General features: G+C 68.8%; 19 protein-coding genes, 1 tRNA gene and 1 pseudogene. 5 read left to right on the top strand and 16 right to left on the bottom strand.

The genetic code is table 11. The annotated features are described in order from the left end of the window. Window positions 1-106: 106 nt before the first annotated feature. On the top strand, window positions 107-352 hold the full coding sequence (locus AC37TH_RS15470; protein ID WP_490765245.1) for a hypothetical protein: 246 nt from the start codon (window positions 107-109) through the stop codon (window positions 350-352). 33 nt (window positions 353-385) lie between these two features. Here the strand turns inward: AC37TH_RS15470 and AC37TH_RS15465 are convergent, their stop codons facing one another. The 5 genes from AC37TH_RS15465 to AC37TH_RS15445 all read right to left on the bottom strand — a co-directional run bounded on the left by AC37TH_RS15465 (window position 386) and on the right by AC37TH_RS15445 (window position 3,583). After that, a complete protein-coding gene (locus tag AC37TH_RS15465; RefSeq protein ID WP_490765244.1) occupies window positions 386-736 on the bottom strand; it encodes an Rv3654c family TadE-like protein in 351 nt (116 codons plus the stop codon). 44 nt (window positions 737-780) lie between these two features. Beyond that, window positions 781-1,080, bottom strand: coding sequence for a TadE family type IV pilus minor pilin (locus tag AC37TH_RS15460; protein WP_490765243.1), 300 nt, complete (start codon window positions 1,078-1,080; stop codon window positions 781-783). A 16-nt stretch (window positions 1,081-1,096) separates the two neighbouring features. Then, on the bottom strand, window positions 1,097-1,276 hold the full coding sequence (locus tag AC37TH_RS15455) for a DUF4244 domain-containing protein (protein WP_490765242.1): 180 nt from the start codon (window positions 1,274-1,276) through the stop codon (window positions 1,097-1,099). A gap of 110 nt (window positions 1,277-1,386) precedes the next feature. Then, on the bottom strand, window positions 1,387-2,535 hold the full coding sequence (locus tag AC37TH_RS15450; protein WP_490765241.1) for a type II secretion system F family protein: 1,149 nt from the start codon (window positions 2,533-2,535) through the stop codon (window positions 1,387-1,389). Then, window positions 2,513-3,583, bottom strand: coding sequence for a TadA family conjugal transfer-associated ATPase (locus AC37TH_RS15445; protein WP_490765240.1), 1,071 nt, complete (start codon window positions 3,581-3,583; stop codon window positions 2,513-2,515). The genes AC37TH_RS15450 and AC37TH_RS15445 overlap by 23 nt, the downstream gene beginning before the upstream one ends. Window positions 3,584-3,935: 352 nt before the next feature. Here AC37TH_RS15445 and acs point away from each other — a divergent pair, with 352 nt between their 5' ends. Beyond that, window positions 3,936-5,885, top strand: a complete 1,950-nt coding sequence (gene acs, locus AC37TH_RS15440) for an acetate--CoA ligase (protein WP_490765239.1) — start codon at window positions 3,936-3,938, stop codon at window positions 5,883-5,885. An 82-nt stretch (window positions 5,886-5,967) separates the two neighbouring features. Here the strand turns inward: acs and AC37TH_RS15435 are convergent, their stop codons facing one another. Then, complete coding sequence (locus AC37TH_RS15435; protein WP_490765238.1) at window positions 5,968-6,438, bottom strand: RidA family protein; 471 nt, start codon at window positions 6,436-6,438, stop codon at window positions 5,968-5,970. Next, window positions 6,438-6,605, bottom strand: coding sequence for a Sp36 family protein (gene sp36 / locus AC37TH_RS15430; protein ID WP_490765237.1), 168 nt, complete (start codon window positions 6,603-6,605; stop codon window positions 6,438-6,440). The genes AC37TH_RS15435 and sp36 overlap by 1 nt, the downstream gene beginning before the upstream one ends. Before the next feature lie 52 nt (window positions 6,606-6,657). Between sp36 and AC37TH_RS15425 the strand changes: the two genes are divergently transcribed. From AC37TH_RS15425 to AC37TH_RS15415, 3 genes are all read left to right on the top strand, one after another. Further along, the gene (locus AC37TH_RS15425) at window positions 6,658-9,201 is read left to right on the top strand and encodes a transglycosylase domain-containing protein (RefSeq protein WP_490765236.1); all 2,544 of its coding nucleotides are present in this window, start codon (window positions 6,658-6,660) and stop codon (window positions 9,199-9,201) included. Then, complete coding sequence (locus tag AC37TH_RS15420; protein ID WP_490765235.1) at window positions 9,201-10,184, top strand: metallophosphoesterase; 984 nt, start codon at window positions 9,201-9,203, stop codon at window positions 10,182-10,184. The genes AC37TH_RS15425 and AC37TH_RS15420 overlap by 1 nt, the downstream gene beginning before the upstream one ends. An 84-nt stretch (window positions 10,185-10,268) precedes the next feature. Next, window positions 10,269-10,342 (top strand) — tRNA-Pro (locus tag AC37TH_RS15415). Window positions 10,343-10,415: 73 nt separating this feature from the next. Here the strand turns inward: AC37TH_RS15415 and msuE are convergent. From msuE to AC37TH_RS15370, 9 genes and pseudogenes are all read right to left on the bottom strand, one after another. Then, window positions 10,416-11,012 (bottom strand): FMN reductase, encoded by a 597-nt coding sequence (gene msuE, locus AC37TH_RS15410; protein WP_490765234.1) that lies wholly within the window; start codon window positions 11,010-11,012, stop codon window positions 10,416-10,418. After that, window positions 11,012-12,436, bottom strand: a complete 1,425-nt coding sequence (locus tag AC37TH_RS15405; protein WP_490765233.1) for an LLM class flavin-dependent oxidoreductase — start codon at window positions 12,434-12,436, stop codon at window positions 11,012-11,014. The genes msuE and AC37TH_RS15405 overlap by 1 nt, the downstream gene beginning before the upstream one ends. 4 nt (window positions 12,437-12,440) lie before the next feature. Beyond that, window positions 12,441-14,192, bottom strand: coding sequence for a dipeptide ABC transporter ATP-binding protein (locus AC37TH_RS15400; RefSeq protein WP_490765232.1), 1,752 nt, complete (start codon window positions 14,190-14,192; stop codon window positions 12,441-12,443). After that, window positions 14,192-15,073: an ABC transporter permease gene (locus AC37TH_RS15395; RefSeq protein ID WP_490765231.1), complete on the bottom strand. Its 882-nt coding sequence runs from the start codon at window positions 15,071-15,073 to the stop codon at window positions 14,192-14,194. Before AC37TH_RS15395 ends, AC37TH_RS15400 begins: the two co-directional genes overlap by 1 nt. Next, window positions 15,070-16,092: an ABC transporter permease gene (locus AC37TH_RS15390; RefSeq protein ID WP_490765230.1), complete on the bottom strand. Its 1,023-nt coding sequence runs from the start codon at window positions 16,090-16,092 to the stop codon at window positions 15,070-15,072. The genes AC37TH_RS15395 and AC37TH_RS15390 overlap by 4 nt, the downstream gene beginning before the upstream one ends. After that, a complete protein-coding gene (locus tag AC37TH_RS15385) occupies window positions 16,070-17,716 on the bottom strand; it encodes an ABC transporter substrate-binding protein (RefSeq protein WP_490765229.1) in 1,647 nt (548 codons plus the stop codon). Before AC37TH_RS15385 ends, AC37TH_RS15390 begins: the two co-directional genes overlap by 23 nt. Before the next feature lie 172 nt (window positions 17,717-17,888). Continuing rightward, window positions 17,889-18,914 (bottom strand): LLM class flavin-dependent oxidoreductase, encoded by a 1,026-nt coding sequence (locus tag AC37TH_RS15380; RefSeq protein WP_490765228.1) that lies wholly within the window; start codon window positions 18,912-18,914, stop codon window positions 17,889-17,891. Between the two features lie 170 nt (window positions 18,915-19,084). Then, window positions 19,085-19,567, bottom strand: a complete 483-nt coding sequence (locus AC37TH_RS15375) for a hypothetical protein (protein ID WP_490765227.1) — start codon at window positions 19,565-19,567, stop codon at window positions 19,085-19,087. Between the two features lie 59 nt (window positions 19,568-19,626). Further along, window positions 19,627-20,258 (bottom strand): annotated as a pseudogene (locus AC37TH_RS15370) (DUF4012 domain-containing protein); the annotation flags it as partial.

The following is a 20,258-nucleotide window of genomic DNA, read 5'->3' as shown; positions in this document are numbered from 1 at the left end:
CAGGCAAACCATACACACCCGAGCCGCTTGTCTGCCTAATCGCCCGATCTTCGTTCGCCGAGGGCGCAGCCCTTGCGGTGGCCGGGGGCGGGAGGAAAATGAGGTCATGGCTACCACTTCAACGACGACGTATACCGCCAAACTGACCGACGGCCCCCTCGAGGGCAAGACCATCGCAACCGAGTACCTCGGCACGGGCGACCCGCGCCCCCGCCTCGAGATCCCCTCGCACACCGCTGGCAAGCGCTACCTCTATATCCGCTCCTCCTCCATCGAGTTCGCCTCCGACGACGCCCTGGACCGCCGTCCGAGCGCCGTGGAGTATCGCTATCTGGAGGCCATCTTCGACTGAACGGCGCGCGGGGCCCGCTCGGGTTGCGTCCGGCTAGGGCGTTCCCGGTGGTCCTGCGCGTGCGGTCGAGCGCGCTGGCAGCCCGAGATACCACACAGATGTCGTGACGACGGCGACGACCCCGTCGATCATGCACGCCTCCACCCGTGCTGCGTTGACCTCGGCGACCCTCGCCGCCTCTACACACGGACTCCCCGGCCGCAGCCCCGATGCGATGTCTGCCGCAGCGAGCGCCGCACCATCGGCGGCGACCGCTGCGACGCGCCGCGCCCCGAACGCGCCGGCCAGCCCGACCGCTACCGTCGTCGCGCAGACCAGCACCCCGATCACCGCCACCGCGAGCACTCCAGCCGCGCCACGCTCATCACGAGTCAGGCCGCACACCCCGGCCGCGCCACGACCGATCCAGCGCCCGATCCACCGCCCGGCTACTCGTCCAGCGCACACGCCCGGGCAGCGACGGTCAGCCCCAGCGCTCCGAGCCCTGTCACGGCGCTCGCGCTCGTCGCGTTCACACACACCATTCCTCCTTCTCTTTCGACGTCCAGCTGCACATTCGCTGCCGGCCCTCCGGCCGCGGCCGGGTCGTCGCCACGGGCGAGCAGTCTCGCCGACTGCGCTGCCGCATCCACCATTCGCGTTTGTTGCGTCGCCGCCTGCACCGCCCCAAGGCACAGCGCCAGGCAGGCGAGCACCGCGGGGAGCGCCACCGCGAACTCGGCGGTCACGCTCCCCCGCTCGCCTTCACCCACCGGTGGTGAGCGCACGCGTGACCAGATCCGTGAGGATCGCCTTGACCTCGTCACCCCGCAGCAGCACGACCAGCAGCCCGGCGAACCCGACCGCCCCCATCGTCGCGACCGCATACTCCGCCGTGGCCGACCCTCTCTCTTCAGTGATGACCCGTCTGATGAATCCAGCCATGGTTCTCTCTCCTTCGTGTGTCCCGGATCGGCCGCGGGCTGCGACCTCTTTCCCAGCCTCGTCGGATGCCCTCCCGGCCGCCGCGTGTTCTGCAGATCGGTGGAGAACCTTCAGAAGGCGCCGACTGTGGAGGAGACGATCGACAACACGATCGGCGCCACCCCGAGGAGCATGAAGCTCGGGAGCACGCACGCCCCGAGGGGAAGCATCGACCGGACGGCGAGTGCTGCGGCATCGCTTCGCCCCTCCAGGCGCCGTCGGCGCCTCGCCTGGGCTGCCGCGCTCCTCAGCAGGTCGACGGCGGGCGCACCGGCGCGCTGCGCCAGGGCGAGGATGCGGACCGCATCCAGCCTGTCATCCTCGTCCGTCCCGCCGGCCCGGGCCGCCTCACCCGACCGGCCTGTCCCAGCTGCCCGGAGGCCCCCGCCGAGCCCTGAGCCCTCCGGGCCGGACCACGCTTCGTCGCAGAGCATCAGAGCGCTCTGCACGCCGAGCCCTCCGCTCAGCGCGACCGCAATGAGGTCGTGCCGCAGACCAGGCACATCCGAGCCGGGCTGAGCACGACGCATCAGCACCTGCATCCACTGCCGGCCGAGGACGAGCAGCAGGACGCCGCCGCCCGACAGACCCCAGCCGACCGCCGATCCGATCATCGTTCCGACCAGGTCGACTCCCATCGCCACGGCGAGGACCATGCCGACGACCGGCAGCCAGGAGACCAGCCGCGCCGTGGCGCGCGGTCCTGCCAAGGCGACCTGGATCTCGCGCTCGGTTTCTGCTCTGTCTCGGAGCGCTCGCGCGAGTGAGCGCAGCGTGGCGCCCAGAGGAGCGCCTGCCGCATCGGCGACGTGCCAGACCGCGGCAAGCACCCGGACGGAGCCGTCTGCGGGCGACCTCGCCCGCGCCGCCACCCCCGTCCGCGCTCCGGGCCGTGACCGCGCTCCGGGGCGTGACTGCGACCGCGCCAGCGCCCGCGAGGGCTCAACAGCCGCCGCGCCAGCCGCCTGCGTCAGCGCCTCCCCGATCCGCTCGCCTGCCGCGATCCCTCCGGCCACCCGCCCGACCAGTGGATGCGCGGAGAACTCCCGCAGGTACCCCCACGCCGCTTCCGGCGTCACTCCCGCCTCCGTCAGCGCGACCAGCTCTTCGACAACCTCCGCGAGCCGCTCGGCATCGTCACCCGGCTGCGCCCGCGCACCGCGCGCACCGCGCGCACCACGCGCACCACCGCGACGCTCATCCCACCTGGGCCACCGCATCCCTCACCTCCAGGCCCTCCGTCACGACGGCGAGCCTTCCGTCGCCGCCAAGGGTCAGCCGCCCGAAGCCGGCCACCCGGCGCACGTCGCCGACGCGTTCGACGTGCACGAGCATCCCGATGCCGCTCACGGCCTGTCTGGCGAGCGCGTGCTCGCTCAGTCCTGCCAGCGCGCCCAGCGCTTCGAGCCGGGCGGGGACGTCGCCGATGGAGTTGGCGTGCAGCGTCCCCGCTCCCCCGTCGTGCCCGGTGTTGAGCGCGGCGAGGAGGTCGGTGATCTCGGCACCCCGGCACTCTCCGAGGACGAGCCGATCCGGACGCATCCGGAGCGCCTCCCGGACGAGCCGCCGGAGGTCGACCCCGCCAGCGCCCTCCAGGTTGGGTTGTCTGGACTGCAGGCCGACGACGTGCGGGTGGGCGATCCGGAGCTCGGCGACATCCTCGATCGTGACGATCCGCTCCGTCGGCGGCGCGTGCGACAGTAGCGCTCCCAGCAGGGTGGTCTTGCCCGCACCGCCCGCTCCAGTGATGAGCAGGTTGGCGCGCTCCTCGATCGCCAGCAGCAGGGTGTCCGCGTAGGCGCGGGAGATCGCCCCGCCGGCGAGCAGGTCGGGCAGCCGCAACACCTGCCGGCTCGGGATGCGCACCGACAGGAGTGTCCCGGTCGTCGAGACGGGAGGGAGAACGGCGTGGACCCGGATGCCGTCGAGGAGCCGTACGTCGACGAACGGGGTCGCCTCGTCGATGTGCCGGCCGCCGGCCGCGATCAGACGGACGGCGAGGTCTCTGCTGGCGCGCTCGTCCGAATGCCACCCGTCGACGCGGCGGAGACCGTGCGCTCCGCCGTCCGCCCAGAGCTCACCGCGCGCGGTGATGAAGAGGTCGGTGATGTCGTCGCGAAGAAGATACGGTGCGAGCGGCCCGAAGGTCTGCCAGAGACCGGGGTGCGCAGACGGCGAGCGAGGTCCAGCACGCGCGACCGTCGCATCCGCTGCACCAGCCACGTCACGCCAAGCACCGACGCCCGAACCCACACGTTTCTTTCTCATACCGCGACGCTACGGAAGGCCCAACACGCGCGAGCTTGAGAGCAAGAACCGGTGGAAAGTCCCTGGAAGCGTCCGCCCTGTGGAGGGCTGCGACCGGTGTCCGGGCTCGACCGGCCGGTTAAAAAAAGGGGGGCCGCACCTATTGGGGGGAACAGGTGCGGCCACTGCGGCGCATGATTGGGGGGAATCGTTTGCGCCGCACGCCAGAATTAATATTCGGCCGAGAGTTAGTTTACGCAGAATCAATGCAAACGCAAGTCTTCATCCCGAGGTCACTGCCAGGTTGTAGAGTCATCCATTGTCGCGCCACGACTTGACCATTCAGCATCGCAAAGGAGCGAACAGACTCCCCATGAGCAACACAATCGACAATCTGCTTCACGAAGCACGACGCTTCGCGCCGAGCCAGGAGTTCGCGGCGAACGCGGTCGCGACAGCCGAACTCTACGAGCGGGCCGCCGAAGACCGCCCCGGATTCTGGGCCGACCAGTCCCGGGAACTCCTCCACTGGCACAAGCCGTTCACGCGCACGCTCGACTGGACCAACCCGCCGTTCGCGAAATGGTTCGACGACGGTGAACTCAACGTGGCATACAACTGCCTCGACAGGCATGTGCTCGCCGGAAACGGCGACCGCGTCGCGATCCACTGGGAGGGCGAGCCAGGCGACAGCCGTTCGATCACGTACGCCGAGCTCACGGCGGAGGTCAAGAAGGCGGCCAACCTGCTGACCAGCCTCGGCATCACAGCGGGCGACCGTGTCGCGATCTACCTGCCGATGATCCCGGAGGCCGTCATCGCCATGCTGGCCGTCGCCCGCATCGGCGCCGTGCACTCCGTCGTCTTCGGCGGTTTCAGCGCTGAGAGCCTGCGGTCGCGCATCGACGACGCCTCGGCCAAGCTGGTCATCACCGCCGACGGCGGGTGGCGCAAGGGCAAGGTCTTCCCCCTCAAGAACGCCGTGGATGCGGCGCTCGCGTCCGGCGAGACAACCGTCGAGCACGTCCTCGTGGTCAAGCGCGGCGAGAACGACGTGGAGTGGACGACCGGCCGCGACCTCTGGTGGCACGACGAGATCGCCCAGGTCGACGCCGATCACGTCGCCAAGTCGTTCGAGGCCGAGCAGCCGCTGTTCATCCTGTACACCTCCGGCACCACCGGCAAGCCGAAGGGCATCCTGCACACGTCGGGCGGGTACCTCACGCAGACGGCGTTCACCCACAAGAACGTCTTCGACCTGCACCCGGAGTCCGACGTCTACTGGTGCACGGCCGACGTCGGCTGGATCACCGGCCACAGCTACGTCGTCTACGGCCCGCTCGCCAACGGAGCGACGCAGGTGCTCTACGAGGGCACGCCGGAGACGCCGCACCCCGGTCGCTGGTGGGAGATCATCGAGAAGTACAAGGTCTCGATCTTCTACACGGCGCCGACCGCGATCCGCTCGTTCATGAAGATCGGCCGTCAGCACCCCCAGAAGTTCGATCTGTCGAGCCTGCGCGTGCTCGGCTCGGTCGGTGAGCCGATCAACCCAGAGGCGTGGATGTGGTACCGCGACGTCATCGGCGGGGACAGGACGCCGATCGTCGACACCTGGTGGCAGACCGAGACGGGCGCGATCATGGTGTCTGCCCTCCCCGGCGTGACCACCCTGAAGCCAGGGTCCGCCCAAGTTCCGCTCCCCGGCATCTCGATCGACATCCTCGATGAGGCCGGCGTGCCCGTCGGCAAAGACCAGGGCGGCCTGCTGGTCGTCACCGAGCCGTGGCCGAGCATGTTGCGCGGCATCTGGGGAGACCCGGAACGGTTCAAAGAGACGTACTGGGAGAAGTTCGGCGACAAGTACTTCGCCGGCGACGGAGCCCGCTACGACATGGACGGCGAGATCTGGCTGATGGGCCGTGTCGACGACGTGATGAACGTCTCCGGCCACCGCCTGTCGACGGCGGAGATCGAGTCGGCGCTCGTCGCGCATCCCCTGACGGCGGAGGCTGCGGTCGTCGGCGCGGCGGACGAGACCACCGGCCAGGCCGTCGTGGCGTTCGTCATCATCAAGCAGAACCAGCTCGAGAACGCCGAGTCGATGGATGTGGCAGCCGAGCTGCGCAAGCACGTCACCGAGCAGATCGGGGCCATCGCCCGTCCGCGCGAGATCTTCATCGTCAACGAGCTGCCGAAGACGCGCTCCGGCAAGATCATGCGGCGTCTGCTGCGCGACGTGGCCGAGGGCCGCGAGGTCGGCGACACCACCACGCTCGCCGACACCGCCGTGATGAGCTCGATTCAGAGCAAGCTCTCCTAGCGGCCTCGACGCGCCCTGCTGAACGCGAAATGCCCGCATCCACTGTGGATGCGGGCATTTCCGTGAACGGCGGAGCGCTCGGCTACTCGAACGACAGGATCAGTTCGACCTCGACCGGTGAGTCGAGCGGAAGCACGGAGACCCCGACGGCGGACCTGGCGTGGACGCCGCTGTCGCCGAAGATCTCGCCGAGCACTTCGGACGCCCCGTTGATGACGCCCGGCTGCCCGGTGAAGGACGGGTCGGACGCGACGAAGCCGACCACCTTGACGATGCGGGTCACCCTGTCGAGCGAGCCGATGACGCTTTTGGCCGCCGCGAGGGCGTTCAGGGCGCAGATCCGGGCGTACGCCTTGGCGTCGTCGGCCGGGACGAGGCCGTGACCGTCGCCGACCTTGCCGGTGGCCGGCAGGGCGCCGGAAACCATCGGGAGCTGGCCGGAGGTGAAGACGTGGTTGCCGTCGACCACGGCCGGCGTGTACGCGGCGACGGGGGGAACCACATCCGGAAGGGTGATCCCGAGCTCGGCGAGACGGGCTTCGACGGCGGCCATCAGGCGTCGCCCCCGTCGATGACCGGACGCTTGAGGTAGGCGACGAGGCCGCCCTCAGGACCGGTGACGACCTGCACCAGCTCCCACCCCTCGGAACCCCAGTTGTTGAGGATCGCGGCGGTGTTGTGGACGATCAGAGGCGTCGTGAGGTATTCCCAGCGCGGCATTGTGCTCCTTGCGTTCGGGGGGTTTATCAGGTTTATCACCTAACCTGATCCTATGTCTGCCAAAAAACCACGGGCTAGAGGTGTGCTCGGCGCCGTCGGCGCTTTCGTCGGCATGAGTGCCGTCGCCGGCCTCCTGGTCACGGCCGCCGTGACGCCCGCGATCGCGGTCACGGGGATGGCCGCCAACGACAGCATCGGCGTCTTCGAGGGCCTTCCCGAGTATCTCGAGGTCGGCCAGCTCGCACAGCCCACCACCATCTACGCGAAGAACGGCGACCAGGACGTCCAGCTCGCGACCTTCTACTCGCAGAACCGTCTTCCCGTCACCTTCAGCCAGATCTCCCAGGCCGCGAAAGACGCAGCCATCGCCGGAGAGGACCCCCGCTTCTACTCGCACGGCGGCGTCGACATCCAGGGCACCATGCGCGGTGTGCTGTCGACCGTCGTCGGCCACGACGTGCAGGGCGGCTCCTCCATAACGCAGCAGTACGTGAAGAACGTCCTGCTGCAGAAGTGCGAGGCGATGCCGGTCAAGTCCAAGGAGCAGAAGGCCAAGTACCAGACCTGCGTCGACGACTCCACCGGCGTCTCGCCCGACCGCAAGGTCAAGGAGATGAAGTACGCGATCGGCGTCGAGAAGAAGTACTCCAAGGACGACATCCTCGCCGGATACCTCAACATCGCCGGTTTCGGCGGCTCGGTCTATGGCATCGAGGCGGCGGCGAAGTACTACTTCAACACCACGGCCGCGGCGCTCACGCCCGCGCAGGCCGCGAGTCTGATCGCGATCGTCAACGAGCCGACCACGCTCAAGATCGACAGCCCGGACAGCAAGACCAACGGCGCGGCCAACGGCTACGCGAAGAACAAAGAGCGTCGCGACTACATCCTGCAGAAGATGTACCAGTACAAGAAGGTCACCAAGGCACAGTACGACGAAGCTGTGAAGACACCGGTCACCCCGGCGATCACTCCGTCGGAGCGCGGCTGCCAGACAGCAGGAGGGTCGGCGTACTTCTGCGACTACGTGCAGCGCATCTTCAAGAACGACCCGTCGTTCGGGCCCGATGAGGACACCCGCGTCGCGAACTTCAACCGCGGCGGATACAAGATCTACACGACGCTGGATCTGACCCTGCAGCAGACGGCCGAGGAGACCATGGCGAGCTACGTGCCGCGGTCGTACGGCGACGTGCAGCTGGGTGGCTCGCTGGTTGGTGTGCAGCCCGGCACCGGCCGCGTGCTGTACATGGCACAGAACAAGCTCTACAGCCAAGACCAGGACGTGCTCCAGAACCCCGAGTACACCTCGGTGAACTACAGCACCGACCTCGATTACGGCGGCTCCAACGGCTTCCAGGTTGGGTCGACGTACAAGGTCTTCACGCTGGCCGAGTGGTTGAAGGAAGGCCACTCGCTGTACGAGTCCGTGAACGCGAACGTGCGCACATACAACCTGTCGCAGTTCAAGAACTCCTGCGCCGATGTCGGCGGCGGAACGTGGCGCCCCACAAACGATTCGCCTGGGGAAGAGGGCTACCGCACGGCGCAGAGCGCGACGACACAGTCGATCAACACGGCGTTCGTCGCAATGGCGTCCCAACTCGACCTGTGTCAGATCAAGAACGACGCTGAGGCGTTCGGCGTCCACGACGCTGCCGGCAAGCCGCTCGCGAGCAACCCGGCTTCCGTGCTCGGCACCAACAACATTGCTCCCCTCACGATGGCGACGGCGTTCGCCGGCATCGCGAACAACGGCCTCACCTGCACGCCCGTCGCGATCGACAAGATCGTCAACGCTGTCGGCAAGGAGATCGCTCCCCCTGCCACCAAGTGCACGCAGTCGGTCGAACCGGCCGTGGCCAATGCGATGGCATACGCGCTGAAGGGGCCGATCGAGAACGGCACCGCGCAGGGAACCAACACGACCGGTGTCGACATGCTCGGCAAGACCGGTACGACGGACGACAACAAGCAGCTCTGGCTGGTCGCCGCCACGACGAAGGTCGCCGGCGCGTACTGGGTCGGCAACATCGTCGGCGGAACCGACATGCGCAGGATCTATCCCACGCACGGCACCTCCCCCGCCAGCGCTCGCACCCGAGTCATGAACGCGATGATGACCTCCGCAGTGAACAAATACGGCGGTGACGCGTTCGCGAGGCCGGACAGCAAGCTCCTCCAGGGCGTCCAGGTCACCATCCCCGACCTCACCGGCAAGTCGCCCGCCGACGCCAAGTCCATCCTGAACGGCCTCGGACTCGACGGCATCGACGGCGGCCCGGCCGACTCGGCGGCCCCCGCCGGAACCGTCGCCGGCACCGATCCTGCCGCCGGCACCGCGGTCACCAAGGGCAACGGCGTGACGATCTACACCAGCAACGGCGCACTCGTACCGCTGCCGAACGTGGTCGGCCAGAAGCTGTCCGACGCGCAGAAGGCTCTCAGCCAGTTCAGCGTGAAGGTCACCGGCGGCAACAACAAGGATGCGCTCGTCGAGGCGATGGATCCTGGCGCTGGCACCCCGGTCAAACCGGGGTCGGCGGTCACGCTCAAGGTCGCCGCGGCAGCGCCGAGCCCCGGGGTAGGGAAGTAGTGGCGCGCCGTTCCGGCCTGCACGCGGCGGGCACAGCACTCGGTGTGCTCGCCGCGGCCGGCACGGCGGCGTTCGCGTGGGGTTCGCTCGTCGAGCGACGCCTGTTCACGCTTCGGCGCGTCACGGTCCCGGTGCTTCCGGCCGGTGCAGAGTCGATCCGCGTGCTGCATCTCTCCGATCTGCACATGGCGCCCTGGCAGCGTGACAAGCAGGAGTGGGTCAGGTCGCTCGCCGACCTGAAGCCCGACCTGATCGTCGACACCGGCGACAATCTCGGCCACGCCGACGGGCAGACCGGCATCGAGTACGCCTTCCAGCGGTTCCAGGGCATCCCTGGCGTCTTCGCGCACGGCTCGAACGACTACTTCGGCCCGCAGCGGAAGAACCCGCTCAAGTACTTCGTCGGCCCGTCGACCAAGAAGCCGTCGACTGCCCCGCGCCTCGACAACGCGGCCCTCACCGCCTACTTCCGCAGCCTCGGCTGGCTCGACCTCAACAACGCGGCCGGCGCGTTGGAGGTGCGTGGCACACACCTGGAGTTCTTCGGCGTCAATGACCCGCACATCCACTTCGACCGAGTGGAAGCCATCCCCGGCGCCCTCGACGAGCTGCGCGAGAACGATCCGTACGCGGAGGACTCGCTGTGGCCGGACGACGCGGAGCGTCCCGCGCGCCCGACGGTGACGCTCGGTGTCACCCACTCGCCCTACCGCCGCGTCCTCGACGCGTTCGTCACCTACGGCGCCTCGATGATCTTCGCCGGCCACACGCATGGCGGCCAGGTCTGCGTGCCCGGCTTCGGCGCCCTGGTCACCAACTGCGACATCCCGCGCAGCCAGGTGAAGGGTCTCAGCATCTGGCGCCACGCCTTCCGTTCGGCGTTCCTCAACGTCTCCGCGGGGCTCGGCACGTCGATCTACGCGCCGGTGCGCTTCGCGTGCCGTCCTGAGGCGACGCTGGTGACGCTGACGGCGGCGCCGTAGCCGTTCTCGGCGGCGCGACCATCCACCAGGTGGTCACGAGCACCCCCGAAGCTCGTGTATTCTTATGGAGGCCTTTACGGCCATCGGGGTGTGGCGCAGCTTGGTAGCGCGCTTCGTTCGGGACGAAGAGGTCGCAGGTTCAAATCCTGTCACCCCGACAGAAAAATGCCGGAGCATGCGAATGCTCCGGCATTTCTGTTTCTCGGTCGGTCTCCGCGGTTCGCCGCCCCTCTAGAAGGCGTCCGGCCGCGCGAACTCGGCCTCGGGCGCCTGCACCCGCGGGTCGATGTGGGTGCGGATGTACGGCAGCGTCCGCGCGATCGACGTGTCGATGCGGGAGCGGAGTTCGTCGGAGCTCACCGCGTAGTCGGTGAAGTCGCGCTCGCTCGCGTAGATGCCGAGGGGAAGCGTGAGCGATTGGAAGAAGCCGAACAGGGGACGCATCTGGTGTTCGACGAGCAGCGCGTGGCGTTCGCTGCCTCCGGTCGCCGTGAGCACGATCGGCTTGTCGACCAGGGCGTATTGGCCGACATGGTCGAAGAACAGCTTGAACAGGCCGGTATAGGTCGCCCGGTAGGCCGGGGAGCCGACGACCACGATGTCGGCAGCCTCGACCGCTTCGAGGGCGGCGACCGCATCCGGGCCGAGGCTGTTGCGGAACGGGCCGAGGCTCAGCTGGCCGAGCAGCGGGGCGAGCTCGACCGTGGTGGCCGTGCCGCCGACGGCGGCAGCGAACGACTCCGTCACCTCGCGCACCAGCACCGTGGTGCGCGAAGGATGCGTCGGGCTGCCGCTGACGCCGACGACCGAAATGGGGCGGGTCGCCATCAGAACGACGCCACGTTCGCCTTGGCGAGCCGAAGTGGCTCGACCGGGTTGTCCAGGTTGGCTCCTCCCCGGTAGCGGGTGCCGATGTGCTCGTCCGGCAGGCGGCTGTTGCCCGCACCGAACAGGCGCTCGCGCAGCGTTCCAGGATGCGACCCCTCCTCCGGCAGACGGCCGCGCTTCCGCAACTCGGGCACCACCAGTTCCGCGAAGTCGCGGGCGGTGTCGAACGAGTGATACTGACGCAGGTTGATGCCGTCGAGGCCGTCCTCGTCGAGCCAGCGCTCGATTTCGTCGGCGACCGTCTTGGCCGTGCCGACCACGAGGAAGCGGTCGCCGCGGTTGCCGCCGATGAAGTCGAGGGCCTGGCCGACCGTCCTGTCCAACGGCAGGAACGGCACGCGCTCCGCGGGGAACTCCGCGCGCAACAGCGCCTCGCGCACGGTGATGTCGCGCGGGAACGCGGTGAGGTCGACCGGCAGGCTGCTGTGGGCGAGGATGCCGTCGAGGCTGGAGTGCTGCTGGTAGAGGCGCCACTTGTCGGCGGCCTCCTCCTCGGTGCGGCCGACGATCACGCCGGCCATCGCGATGAACTTGACCGCGTCGCGGCTGCGGCCGTGCCGCTCGGCGGCGGCGCGCATCCCGTCGGCGTTGCTGCGGAACTCCTCGCTGGTGCGGCCGCCCGTGAAGACGACCTCCGCGTGGCGTCCGGCGAACTCGATGCCGGCGGGCGAACCGGTCGCCTGAAACATCACGGGCGTCCGCTGCGGCGATGGATGCACGATGTGCGGCCCCGCCACGGAGAACCGATCGCCGACGTGGTCGATATAGCGCACTTTGGACGGGTCGGTGAAGATCCGGCGCTCGCGGTCGGCGACGACCGCGTCGTCGTCCCACGAGCCCTCCCAGAGCTTGTAGAGCACGTCCAGGTATTCGTCGGCGTACTGGTAGCGCAGGTCGTGCGGCACCTCGCCGTCGAGCCCGAAGTTGCGGGCGGCGTTGGGCAGGTACGACGTGACGACGTTCCAGCCGACGCGTCCCTTGGTGAGGTGGTCGAGCGTCGACATGCGCCGCGCGAACGCGAACGGCGGCTCATAGGTGGTCGAGAAGGTGACGCCGAAGCCGAGCCGCTTGGTGACGGCCGCCATCGCGGGGATCAGGAGCAGCGGGTCGATGTTCGGGCTCTGCAGGCCTTCGCGCAGCGCCGTCTCCGGGCCGCCGCGGAAGACGTCGTAGGCGCCGATCACGTCGGCGAGGAAGATGCCGTCGAAGCCGCCGTGCTCGAGGATCTGCGCGAGCTCTGTCCAGTAGTCGAGGTCGGCGAAGCGTTCCCTGTTGTTGCCGGGCAGGGGCCAGAGGCCGTGGGTGATGTGGCTCACGCAGGCCATTTCGAACAGGTTGAGGAAAAGCTGTTTGCGCTCTGGCATGGTCTCAGGCGCCTTCCTGCGCGGCTCGCGCGCTGTTGCTCTGCTGCCCGGCGAACGAGGCCGGGTCGAATTCGGGGATCGCTGCGATCAAGTCTCGCGTGTACGGGTGCTGAGGGTGGAGGAATATGTCGTCAGGTTTCCCCTGCTCGACCACGACGCCGTCCTTCATCACCAGCACGCGGTCGCTCAGATGGCTGATCACGCCGAGGTCGTGGGAGATGAACAGGTAGGCGACACCGGACTCGCGCTGGAGGACGACGAGCAGGTCGAGGATCTGCGCCTGGATGGTGACGTCGAGCGCCGAGACGGCCTCGTCGAGCACGATCACGGCGGGCCGGGGTGCAAGCGCACGTGCGATGGCGACCCTCTGTCGCTGGCCGCCGGAGAGCCGCAGCGGGAACCGGCCGAGCACTTCGGGAGGGAGCCCGACCTGGCGAAGAAGCTCGACGACCCTGGCCTTCCTGGCCGCCACGTTCGGGAATCGCTCGCCCCGCAGCGCGTCGAGCAGGATGCGCTCGACGTTCCAGCGCGGGTCGAACGAGCTCAGCGGGTCCTGGTAGACCACGGAGATGCGCGGCCGGAGTGTCCGGCGCTTCCGTTCCTTCAGGCTCGACCACGGCTGGCCGAGCAGCCGCACGTCTCCTCCGTCGAGGCTCTCCAGGCCGAGGGCGAGCCTGGCCGTCGTGCTCTTGCCGGAGCCGGACTCCCCCACGATGCCGAGGGTCTCTCCCGCTGCGAGCGTGAACGAGACGCCGTCGACGGCGCGCGTGACGGTGCCGTCTGCCGTGTGGAAGCGCTTGACGAGGTCGGTGGCCTTGATGACGGGGACCTGCGCCTCCGAAGCGGCCTGGGCATCCCGTCGCTGCGCCTCGGGGAACGGCGCAGACGCCGGGCTGAGCGGTGTGCCACGGGTCGCCTCGCTCGGGACGGCCGCGATCAGCGCCTTCGTGTACTCGTGCTCCGGGGAACCGAGCACGGAGGCGATGCTGCCCTGTTCGAGCACCTCGCCGCCGCGCATCACCAGGATGTGGTCGGCCAGCCTGGCGACGACGGAGAGGTCGTGGCTGATCAGGATGACGGACGCCCCACGGGCCTTCATGCGTTCGAGCTGGGAGAGCACCTGCGACTGCACAGTCACGTCGAGGGCCGTGGTCGGCTCGTCTGCAATCACGATGTCAGGGTCGAGCGCGATGGCGGACGCGATCAGCGCACGCTGACGGAGGCCGCCGGAGAGCTGGTCAGGGCGCTGCTTGGCGCGGATCGCGGGGAACGGAACGCCGACCCGTTCGAGCAGGTCGAGCACCCGCTGCTTCCTGGCGGCGCGGTCGCCCCAGCCGTGCAGGCGGAGCGCCTCGGCGATCTCTTTGCCGACCGGACGCAGCGGGTCGAGCGAGACCAGCGCATCCTGCAGCACGAAGCCGAGGTCACGGCCCCGGATGCGCCGCCACTGCCGCGGGCTGAACGACCGGACGTCCTCGTGGTGGATCTCCAGCACGTCCGCCTCGACGATCGCGTTGCGGCCGGCGAGACCGACGATCGAGCGCGCGGTGACGGACTTGCCGGATCCGGACTCGCCCACGATCGCCACGCACTGACCGGGGAGCAGATCGAACGAGACGCCGGAGACCACCGGGCGGACGACGCCGTCGATGCGGAACGCCGTGCTCAGGTTCTGCACGCGCAGCCGGGTGGCCGGCCAGTCCAGTTCGTCGACGACGCTGCTCTCGGCGGTCGCTGGACTCTGGGTGACGCTCATCAGCGTTCTCCCTTCTCGAGGCGGAGCTGCAGGTGGCGGCCGATGGTGGTCGCGGCGAGCGCCACGGCGACGATGACCAGTCCAGGCACCACCACGAGCCACCAGGCCTGGGTGATGTATGCGCGGCCGGCGTCGAGCAGGGCGCCCCACTCGGACGACGGCGGCGCGACGCCGAGGCCGAGGAACGACAGACTGGACGCCCAGACGATCGACTGGCCGACCGACAGCGCGAACACCGCGACCAGCGGGCGCAGCGCGTTCGGCAGGATGTGCGCCCGGATGATGCGCCAGCGCGAGTGCCCGAGGGCTGTCGCCGCCTCGACGTATCCGGAGTTCTTGGCGCCGAGGATCTGGCCGCGGATCATCCGGGCGTATCCCGGCGCCGTGCCGAGGCCGACCGCGAAGATCTCGGTGGTGGCCGACGGACCGGCGATGGCGATGAGGAGCAGAGCGAGCAGCAGGGCAGGGAACGCGAACATGACCTCGACGAACCGGTCGACCACCACAGCGGCCGGCTTCGGGCCGAGCGCGGCGATGGAGCCGAGGATCAGCGCGGTGATCACACCGACCGCTGCGGCGCCCAGGCCGATCAGCAGCGACTCCCTGGCCCCCCAGACCACCCGCGTGTAGAGGTCGCGACCGGACTCGTCGGTGCCGAACCAGTGGGCGAACGACGGCGGCTGCAGGGCTGCGCCGTAGTCGATGGCGGTCGGCGCGTGGACGGTGAGCGCCTGCGGCGCGAAGGCGGCGACTGCGAGCAGCAGCGCGAACGCGACGGCGACGTAGAGCCCCCACGGTCGGCGCGCGAGCGCTGAGGCGGCGGCACCGGCACGGGTGCCGCGTGCTCCGCTGTCGACGGACAGGGAACCGAGTGCTGTCATGACAGCTCCAAGCGGGGATCGATGATGGTGTACACGATGTCGACCAGCAGATTCGCGATCACATAGACGACGGCGACGAGAGTGACGATGCCGACGACGACCGGCAGATCCTGGTTGTTCACGGCACCGACCAGCACAGAGCCGATGCCGGGGCGGGAGAAGATCGACTCCACGATCACCGCACCGGAGAGGGTCGCACCGAGCGCCCAGCCGGAGAGCGTGATGGCCGGGATGACCGCGTGCCGGAGCACGTGACGCACCCGGATGCCCCACTCGCCCATGCCGCGCATCCTGGCGGAGAGCACGAACGGCTGTTCCAGCGCGCGCTCGAACTCCGCCCTCGTGCTCTGCGCCATGAACCCGGCGAGCGGGATGGCGAGGGTCAGCGCCGGCAGGATGAGCCCGTTCACGCCCGTCCCTCCGATGATCGGGAACCAGCGCAACCCCAGCCCGAAGACGAGCAGCAGGATGATGCCGAGCCAGTATGCGGGGAGACCGGCGGCGACGACATCCACCGTCGATCCCAGCGCGCCGGTCCGCGGACCGCGGCCGGCCGTGAGCGTCACCCAGACGACCATCAGCACCCAGGCGAAGGCGATCGCCGTCAGCGACAGGGTCACGGTGGCCCCGAGCTGTTCGCCGATGATCGCGGTGACCGGCCGGTACTGCTGGTACGACGACCCGAAGTCGCCGGCCAGCAGGCCGCGCAGATAGTCGAGGTATTGCACGATCACCGGCCGGTGCAGGCCGTACTGCTCGTTGATCTGCGCGAGCTCGGCGGGCGTGCGCTGCTGCGCCTGGCCCGCCCGGATGTTCAGGATGGCCGTGGCCCTGTCCCCCGGCAGCGCGAGCTGCGCGAAGAACGCGACGGTGGCGGCACCCCAGAGCACCACGACGGCCGACAGGACCTTGCGCCCGATCGTGAGCAGGACGCGCCTGGCGCGCTGCGGCCGGCGCGGCTCCGCCCCGACCGGGGCGGCCGCCGCGACGGTCTCGCTACTTGGTGAGGTATGCGTCATAGAACGTCGGTCCTCCCTGGGCGTGCTCCTGCCAGACGCCCTTGAGCTTCGGCGAGACGGCGAGCGTGCTGAGCCGGTCGTACACGCCGATGGAGAGGGCGTGCTCCGCGATGTAGTCCTGCGCCTTCACGTACGACGCGTTCTGCGCATCCACTGTCGTCGCCGAGTTGCCGTCGAGGATGTACTGCTCCAGCGTCGGGTCGTTATAGAAGGCCGAGTTGGAGTAGTTGGGGTCGTCGGCCGTCGACGGGCGCCAGTTGATGTAGAGGATGCCTGCGGTGACGGCCGTCCAGTATCCGACGCTCAGGTCGTGATCCTGCGGCGTGGAGTACTTGCCGGCGAAGAACTCGCTCTGCGGCACCGGGATGAGCTGCACGTCGAAGCCGACCTTCGACGCCTGCTCCTTCACGCCCTGCAGGATCGCCGCACCGTCGGAGTTGATGATGGAACCGGCGCCGTACGGCAGGATCACGCTGAGCGCCTTGCCGTCTTTGACGCGGATGCCCTTGTCGTTCTTCTGCGACCAGCCCGCCGCATCCAGGAGCGCGTTCGCCTTCTTCGTGTCGTAGGAGTACCAGTCGGCGGCCTTCGTGCTGTATCCGGGGGTCGCCTGGCTCACGCCGCCGTTTCCCTCGACCGGGATGACGCCCTGGCCGATGGTGTCGACGATCTGCTTGCGGTTCAGGCTGTACGCGAACGCCTGGCGCACCTTCTCATCGGTGAACGGGCCCTGCTGCGTGTTGAACGAGATCTGCTGCGGGCGACCGGGCGTCACGTACTTGTCCAGCTGGAACCCGCCCGCCTTGAGCGTCTTCCACTGGATGGCCGGGACGTCGTAGATCGCATCCACCTGGCCGCTCTGCAGGGCCGCGACGCGGGTGGTCGGGTCGGCGACGAACTTCCAGTCCACCTCGTCGACGTAGGCAGGGCCGGTGTGCTTCGCGTTGGCCGGCCACGACGTGTACTTGTCGTTGCGGGTGAGGATGATGTCCTGCCCGCGGTTCCACTTCTTCACCACGAACGCACCGGAACCGATCGGCGCCTCGCAGTTCTGCTCCTTGGTGCGGGTCTCCAGCGCGTGCTGCGACTGGATGCCGAAGTAGCCCTGGCTGAGATTGTCCGCCAGCCGCGGATACGGCTTGGAGAGGTTCACCTGCAGGGTCTGGTCGTCGACCGCCTTCGCCGACGAGTAGTAGCCGCCGAGCCAGACCTTGGCGGTGCTGTTGCCGCCCTTGACCCAGTAGTCGAAGTTGTACGCGACGGCGGCGGCGGTCACCGGGGTGCCGTCCGTGAAGTTCACGCCCTTCTTGAGCGTGAACGTCCAGGTGAGGCCGTCAGTGGACTGCTTCCACGCGGTGGCGAGCCACGGGACCACCTTGTGGTCCGCATCCAGTGACGTGAGGTTGTCGAGCACCTGGTACGAGAGGTATGCCTGCTCGATCCAGCCGCCGAAGACGCAGGCAGGCTCCTGCTGGTGGGCGTAGACGATCGTGCCGCCGGTGACCTTCTCACCGGACGACGCGGACGATCCGTTGGACGATCCGGCGCAAGCGGACAAGGCCAGGGCTGTGGTGAGCGCGATCGCGGTGGTCGCGATGACGGTGCGGAGGGTGCGCGAACGCATACGGAGCTCCTCGGGGGTGGCAGGACGGGTGGTGTCCGACCACGTTAGGGAAGAGGCTCACGATGCGCAGCACGGCGTGTGACGGATAGCGCAACACTCTGTCATTCGTCGACATGTGCTGGCGCAGACCGCCACGCGTGCGGTAGAAGTCGCGGCGCCGGTCGGGTGCGGCTCAGGCGGCGCGGTCGCCGAGGACCTCGCGCACCACCTCCAGCGACCGGATGCGCCCGTCGATCGTCGCCGCTCCGGACGAGATCATGAGCTCATCGGCACCGGTGGAGGCGAGCAGGGCGTCGAGCCTGGCCTTCACCTCCGGCGGCGTCCCGATCGCCTGCCTGCCGTTCCTGGCGGCGATGAACTCCTCCTCCAACGGGCTGAACTCGTACGCGAGCGCCTCCTCGACACTCACCGGCTGCGGCTTGGCGCCCATCCGCATCCGGAGGAACGACAGCTGGCCGGGGAGCGAGAGCGCGCGGACCACCTCCGGGTCGTCGTCGGAGACCACGTTCACCGCGATCATCGTGTGCGGCTCGCGGAGGGAGTCGCTCGGTTCGAAGCGTGACCGGTAGAGGTCGAGTGCCTCTTCGGTGTGGTCGCCGGCGAAGTGGTGCGCGAACGCGAACGGCAGGCCGAGGGCCGCGGCCACCTGCGCGCTGAAGCCGCTCGACCCGAGCAGCCACACCTGCGGTGCGTCGCCGAGACCGGGGATGGCGGTGATCGTGTGCAGCGGGTTCGAGTCGCTCATGCCGCCGTGGAAGAAGCCGAGCAGGTCGAGGAGCTGCTGGGGGAAGTCGTCGACCCCGAGGCCTTCTGTGCTGCGGCGGAGGGCCATCGCGGTGGCGCCGTCGGTGCCGGGCGCCCGGCCGATCCCGAGGTCGATGCGGTCGCCGTAGAGCGCCCGCAGCGTCCCGAACTGCTCGGCGACGACGAGGGGCGCGTGGTTCGGCAGCATCACGCCGCCGCTGCCCACCCGGATGCGCGAGGTCGCCGCCGCGATGCCCGCGATCAGAACGGCGGGCGCGCTGGAGGCGATGGCGGGCATACCGTGGTGCTCCGCGACCCAGAACCGCTGGTAGCCGAGCCTCTCCGCCGCTTGCGCCAGGCTGATGGTGCCGGCCACCGCGTCGGCGTTCGTGCCTCCGTACGGGCGGCTGGCGAGGTCGAGGACGTTCAGGGGGATGGCGTTGGGCGTGGTCACCTCAAGGACAACCGCGGTCGCCGTCCGGCGATTCCCTCACACGTGAAGGGGTGCGGCTCACGCCGTTGTGAGCCGCACCCGTTCCGTGCCGTTATTCAGTTGTTCGCTGTGTTCGTCGATTCAGGATTGGTGTGCGCGCCTGCGTGCCGCCGCGATCAGCGAGAGCACGATCAGTCCGAGGACGACGAGCGCTCCGCCGATCCAGGCGACGTACCAGCCGATGGTCGAGCCGGTGGAGGCGAGACCGTCAAGGCCGTGCTCGACGTGGAGGCCGGAACGTCGGCGGGCAGAACCGTGACGGTGACCGCCGAGGCCGCCTGGCTCGCCGAGCCTGTCGCCGTGACGGTGTATGCGCCGGTCGCGTCGGACGGGACGGTGATCTGGAGCTGCGATCCGCCGAGGCTGTTGGCCGTTGGATCGGAGACGACGGTGGCCTTGCCTGCATCCTTGCCGGAGACGACGTACTGCACGCCCTCGGACGGCTTGAACGTTCCGGAGGCGCACGTCATGGTGCTCGTTCCGCCTGCTGCGACGGTGGACGGGGCGATGCTGCAGTCGCCGCCGTGGGTGTACGGGACGGCGTTGGCGGCGGCGGGCGCCGCGAGGGCGATTGCTGCGCCGACGATCAGCGCTGCGAGAAGTTTCTTGGCCATTCGGGAAGCCTTTCGGGAGGCCGGCTAGGGTCACCGGGAAAGTCTAAATTGACTTTTCCTCACTTTACAGTCGCGGCACAGTCCAGGGCAATGATCGACACGCGTCCTGATGCCCCCACATCGGGGGACGTACGCGGCAGCGTCGGGGTGACGGCGACGTCCATCCCCGGCTCGGTCTGCTTCACATTCAGGAGCTCGACAGTCACCGTCTTCGACTGTCCGGGCGCGAGCTCGACCGTGAAGACGCTCACCGGGCGCTTGTCGTCCATGCCGGAGATCGTCGGATACGAGGCACCATCGCTCGTCGTCGACACGAGCAGACCGTCGGTGGCGCCGTAGACGGCGACCCGCGTGCGGATGCTGCCCGGCGGAACCCCGTACGTCCCGGCGCCCGTCACATAGTCGGGGAGGATCGCGGCTGCATCCGCCGGCGCCTTGTTGGTCAGGGTGACGCTGATCCGGCTCGTCGGCTTGCCGTCGACCCGGCAGATGGCGGTGCCCGCCTCGACCTTGGTGCTGAGGTAGTAGTCCATCTTGGCGCCGGTCGCGTCATTGAAGTAGACGCCGAGACCGGCAGTGGATGCGGTAGAGGCGGGAAGGGCGCCGGCCAGCGTCGTCGGCGCGAGCACCTTCTGCTCGGCGGGATGCGCGCTCCAGACCAGCAGGCGCCGCTGCGAGCCGGAAGCGGCGA

The organism is Leifsonia sp. McL0627, from assembly GCF_058244615.1.
Note: the sequence above shows the minus strand (reverse complement) of the source record. Positions and strands in the feature narration are given on the sequence as shown.

What these genes read in the sequence shown, in the direction of transcription:
- AC37TH_RS15470 (WP_490765245.1), top strand. Translation starts at nt 107, where the DNA reads ATGGCTACCACTTCAACGACGACGTATACCGCCAAACTGACCGACGGC.
- AC37TH_RS15455 (WP_490765242.1), bottom strand. Translation starts at nt 1,276, where the DNA reads ATGGCTGGATTCATCAGACGGGTCATCACTGAAGAGAGAGGGTCGGCC.
- AC37TH_RS15450 (WP_490765241.1), bottom strand. Translation starts at nt 2,535, where the DNA reads ATGCGGTGGCCCAGGTGGGATGAGCGTCGCGGTGGTGCGCGTGGTGCG.
- AC37TH_RS15445 (WP_490765240.1), bottom strand. Translation starts at nt 3,583, where the DNA reads ATGAGAAAGAAACGTGTGGGTTCGGGCGTCGGTGCTTGGCGTGACGTG.
- acs (WP_490765239.1), top strand. Translation starts at nt 3,936, where the DNA reads ATGAGCAACACAATCGACAATCTGCTTCACGAAGCACGACGCTTCGCG.
- AC37TH_RS15435 (WP_490765238.1), bottom strand. Translation starts at nt 6,438, where the DNA reads ATGGCCGCCGTCGAAGCCCGTCTCGCCGAGCTCGGGATCACCCTTCCG.
- sp36 (WP_490765237.1), bottom strand. Translation starts at nt 6,605, where the DNA reads ATGCCGCGCTGGGAATACCTCACGACGCCTCTGATCGTCCACAACACC.
- AC37TH_RS15425 (WP_490765236.1), top strand. Translation starts at nt 6,658, where the DNA reads ATGTCTGCCAAAAAACCACGGGCTAGAGGTGTGCTCGGCGCCGTCGGC.
- msuE (WP_490765234.1), bottom strand. Translation starts at nt 11,012, where the DNA reads ATGGCGACCCGCCCCATTTCGGTCGTCGGCGTCAGCGGCAGCCCGACG.
- AC37TH_RS15405 (WP_490765233.1), bottom strand. Translation starts at nt 12,436, where the DNA reads ATGCCAGAGCGCAAACAGCTTTTCCTCAACCTGTTCGAAATGGCCTGC.
- AC37TH_RS15400 (WP_490765232.1), bottom strand. Translation starts at nt 14,192, where the DNA reads ATGAGCGTCACCCAGAGTCCAGCGACCGCCGAGAGCAGCGTCGTCGAC.
- AC37TH_RS15395 (WP_490765231.1), bottom strand. Translation starts at nt 15,073, where the DNA reads ATGACAGCACTCGGTTCCCTGTCCGTCGACAGCGGAGCACGCGGCACC.
- AC37TH_RS15390 (WP_490765230.1), bottom strand. Translation starts at nt 16,092, where the DNA reads ATGACGCATACCTCACCAAGTAGCGAGACCGTCGCGGCGGCCGCCCCG.
- AC37TH_RS15385 (WP_490765229.1), bottom strand. Translation starts at nt 17,716, where the DNA reads ATGCGTTCGCGCACCCTCCGCACCGTCATCGCGACCACCGCGATCGCG.
- AC37TH_RS15375 (WP_490765227.1), bottom strand. Translation starts at nt 19,567, where the DNA reads ATGGCCAAGAAACTTCTCGCAGCGCTGATCGTCGGCGCAGCAATCGCC.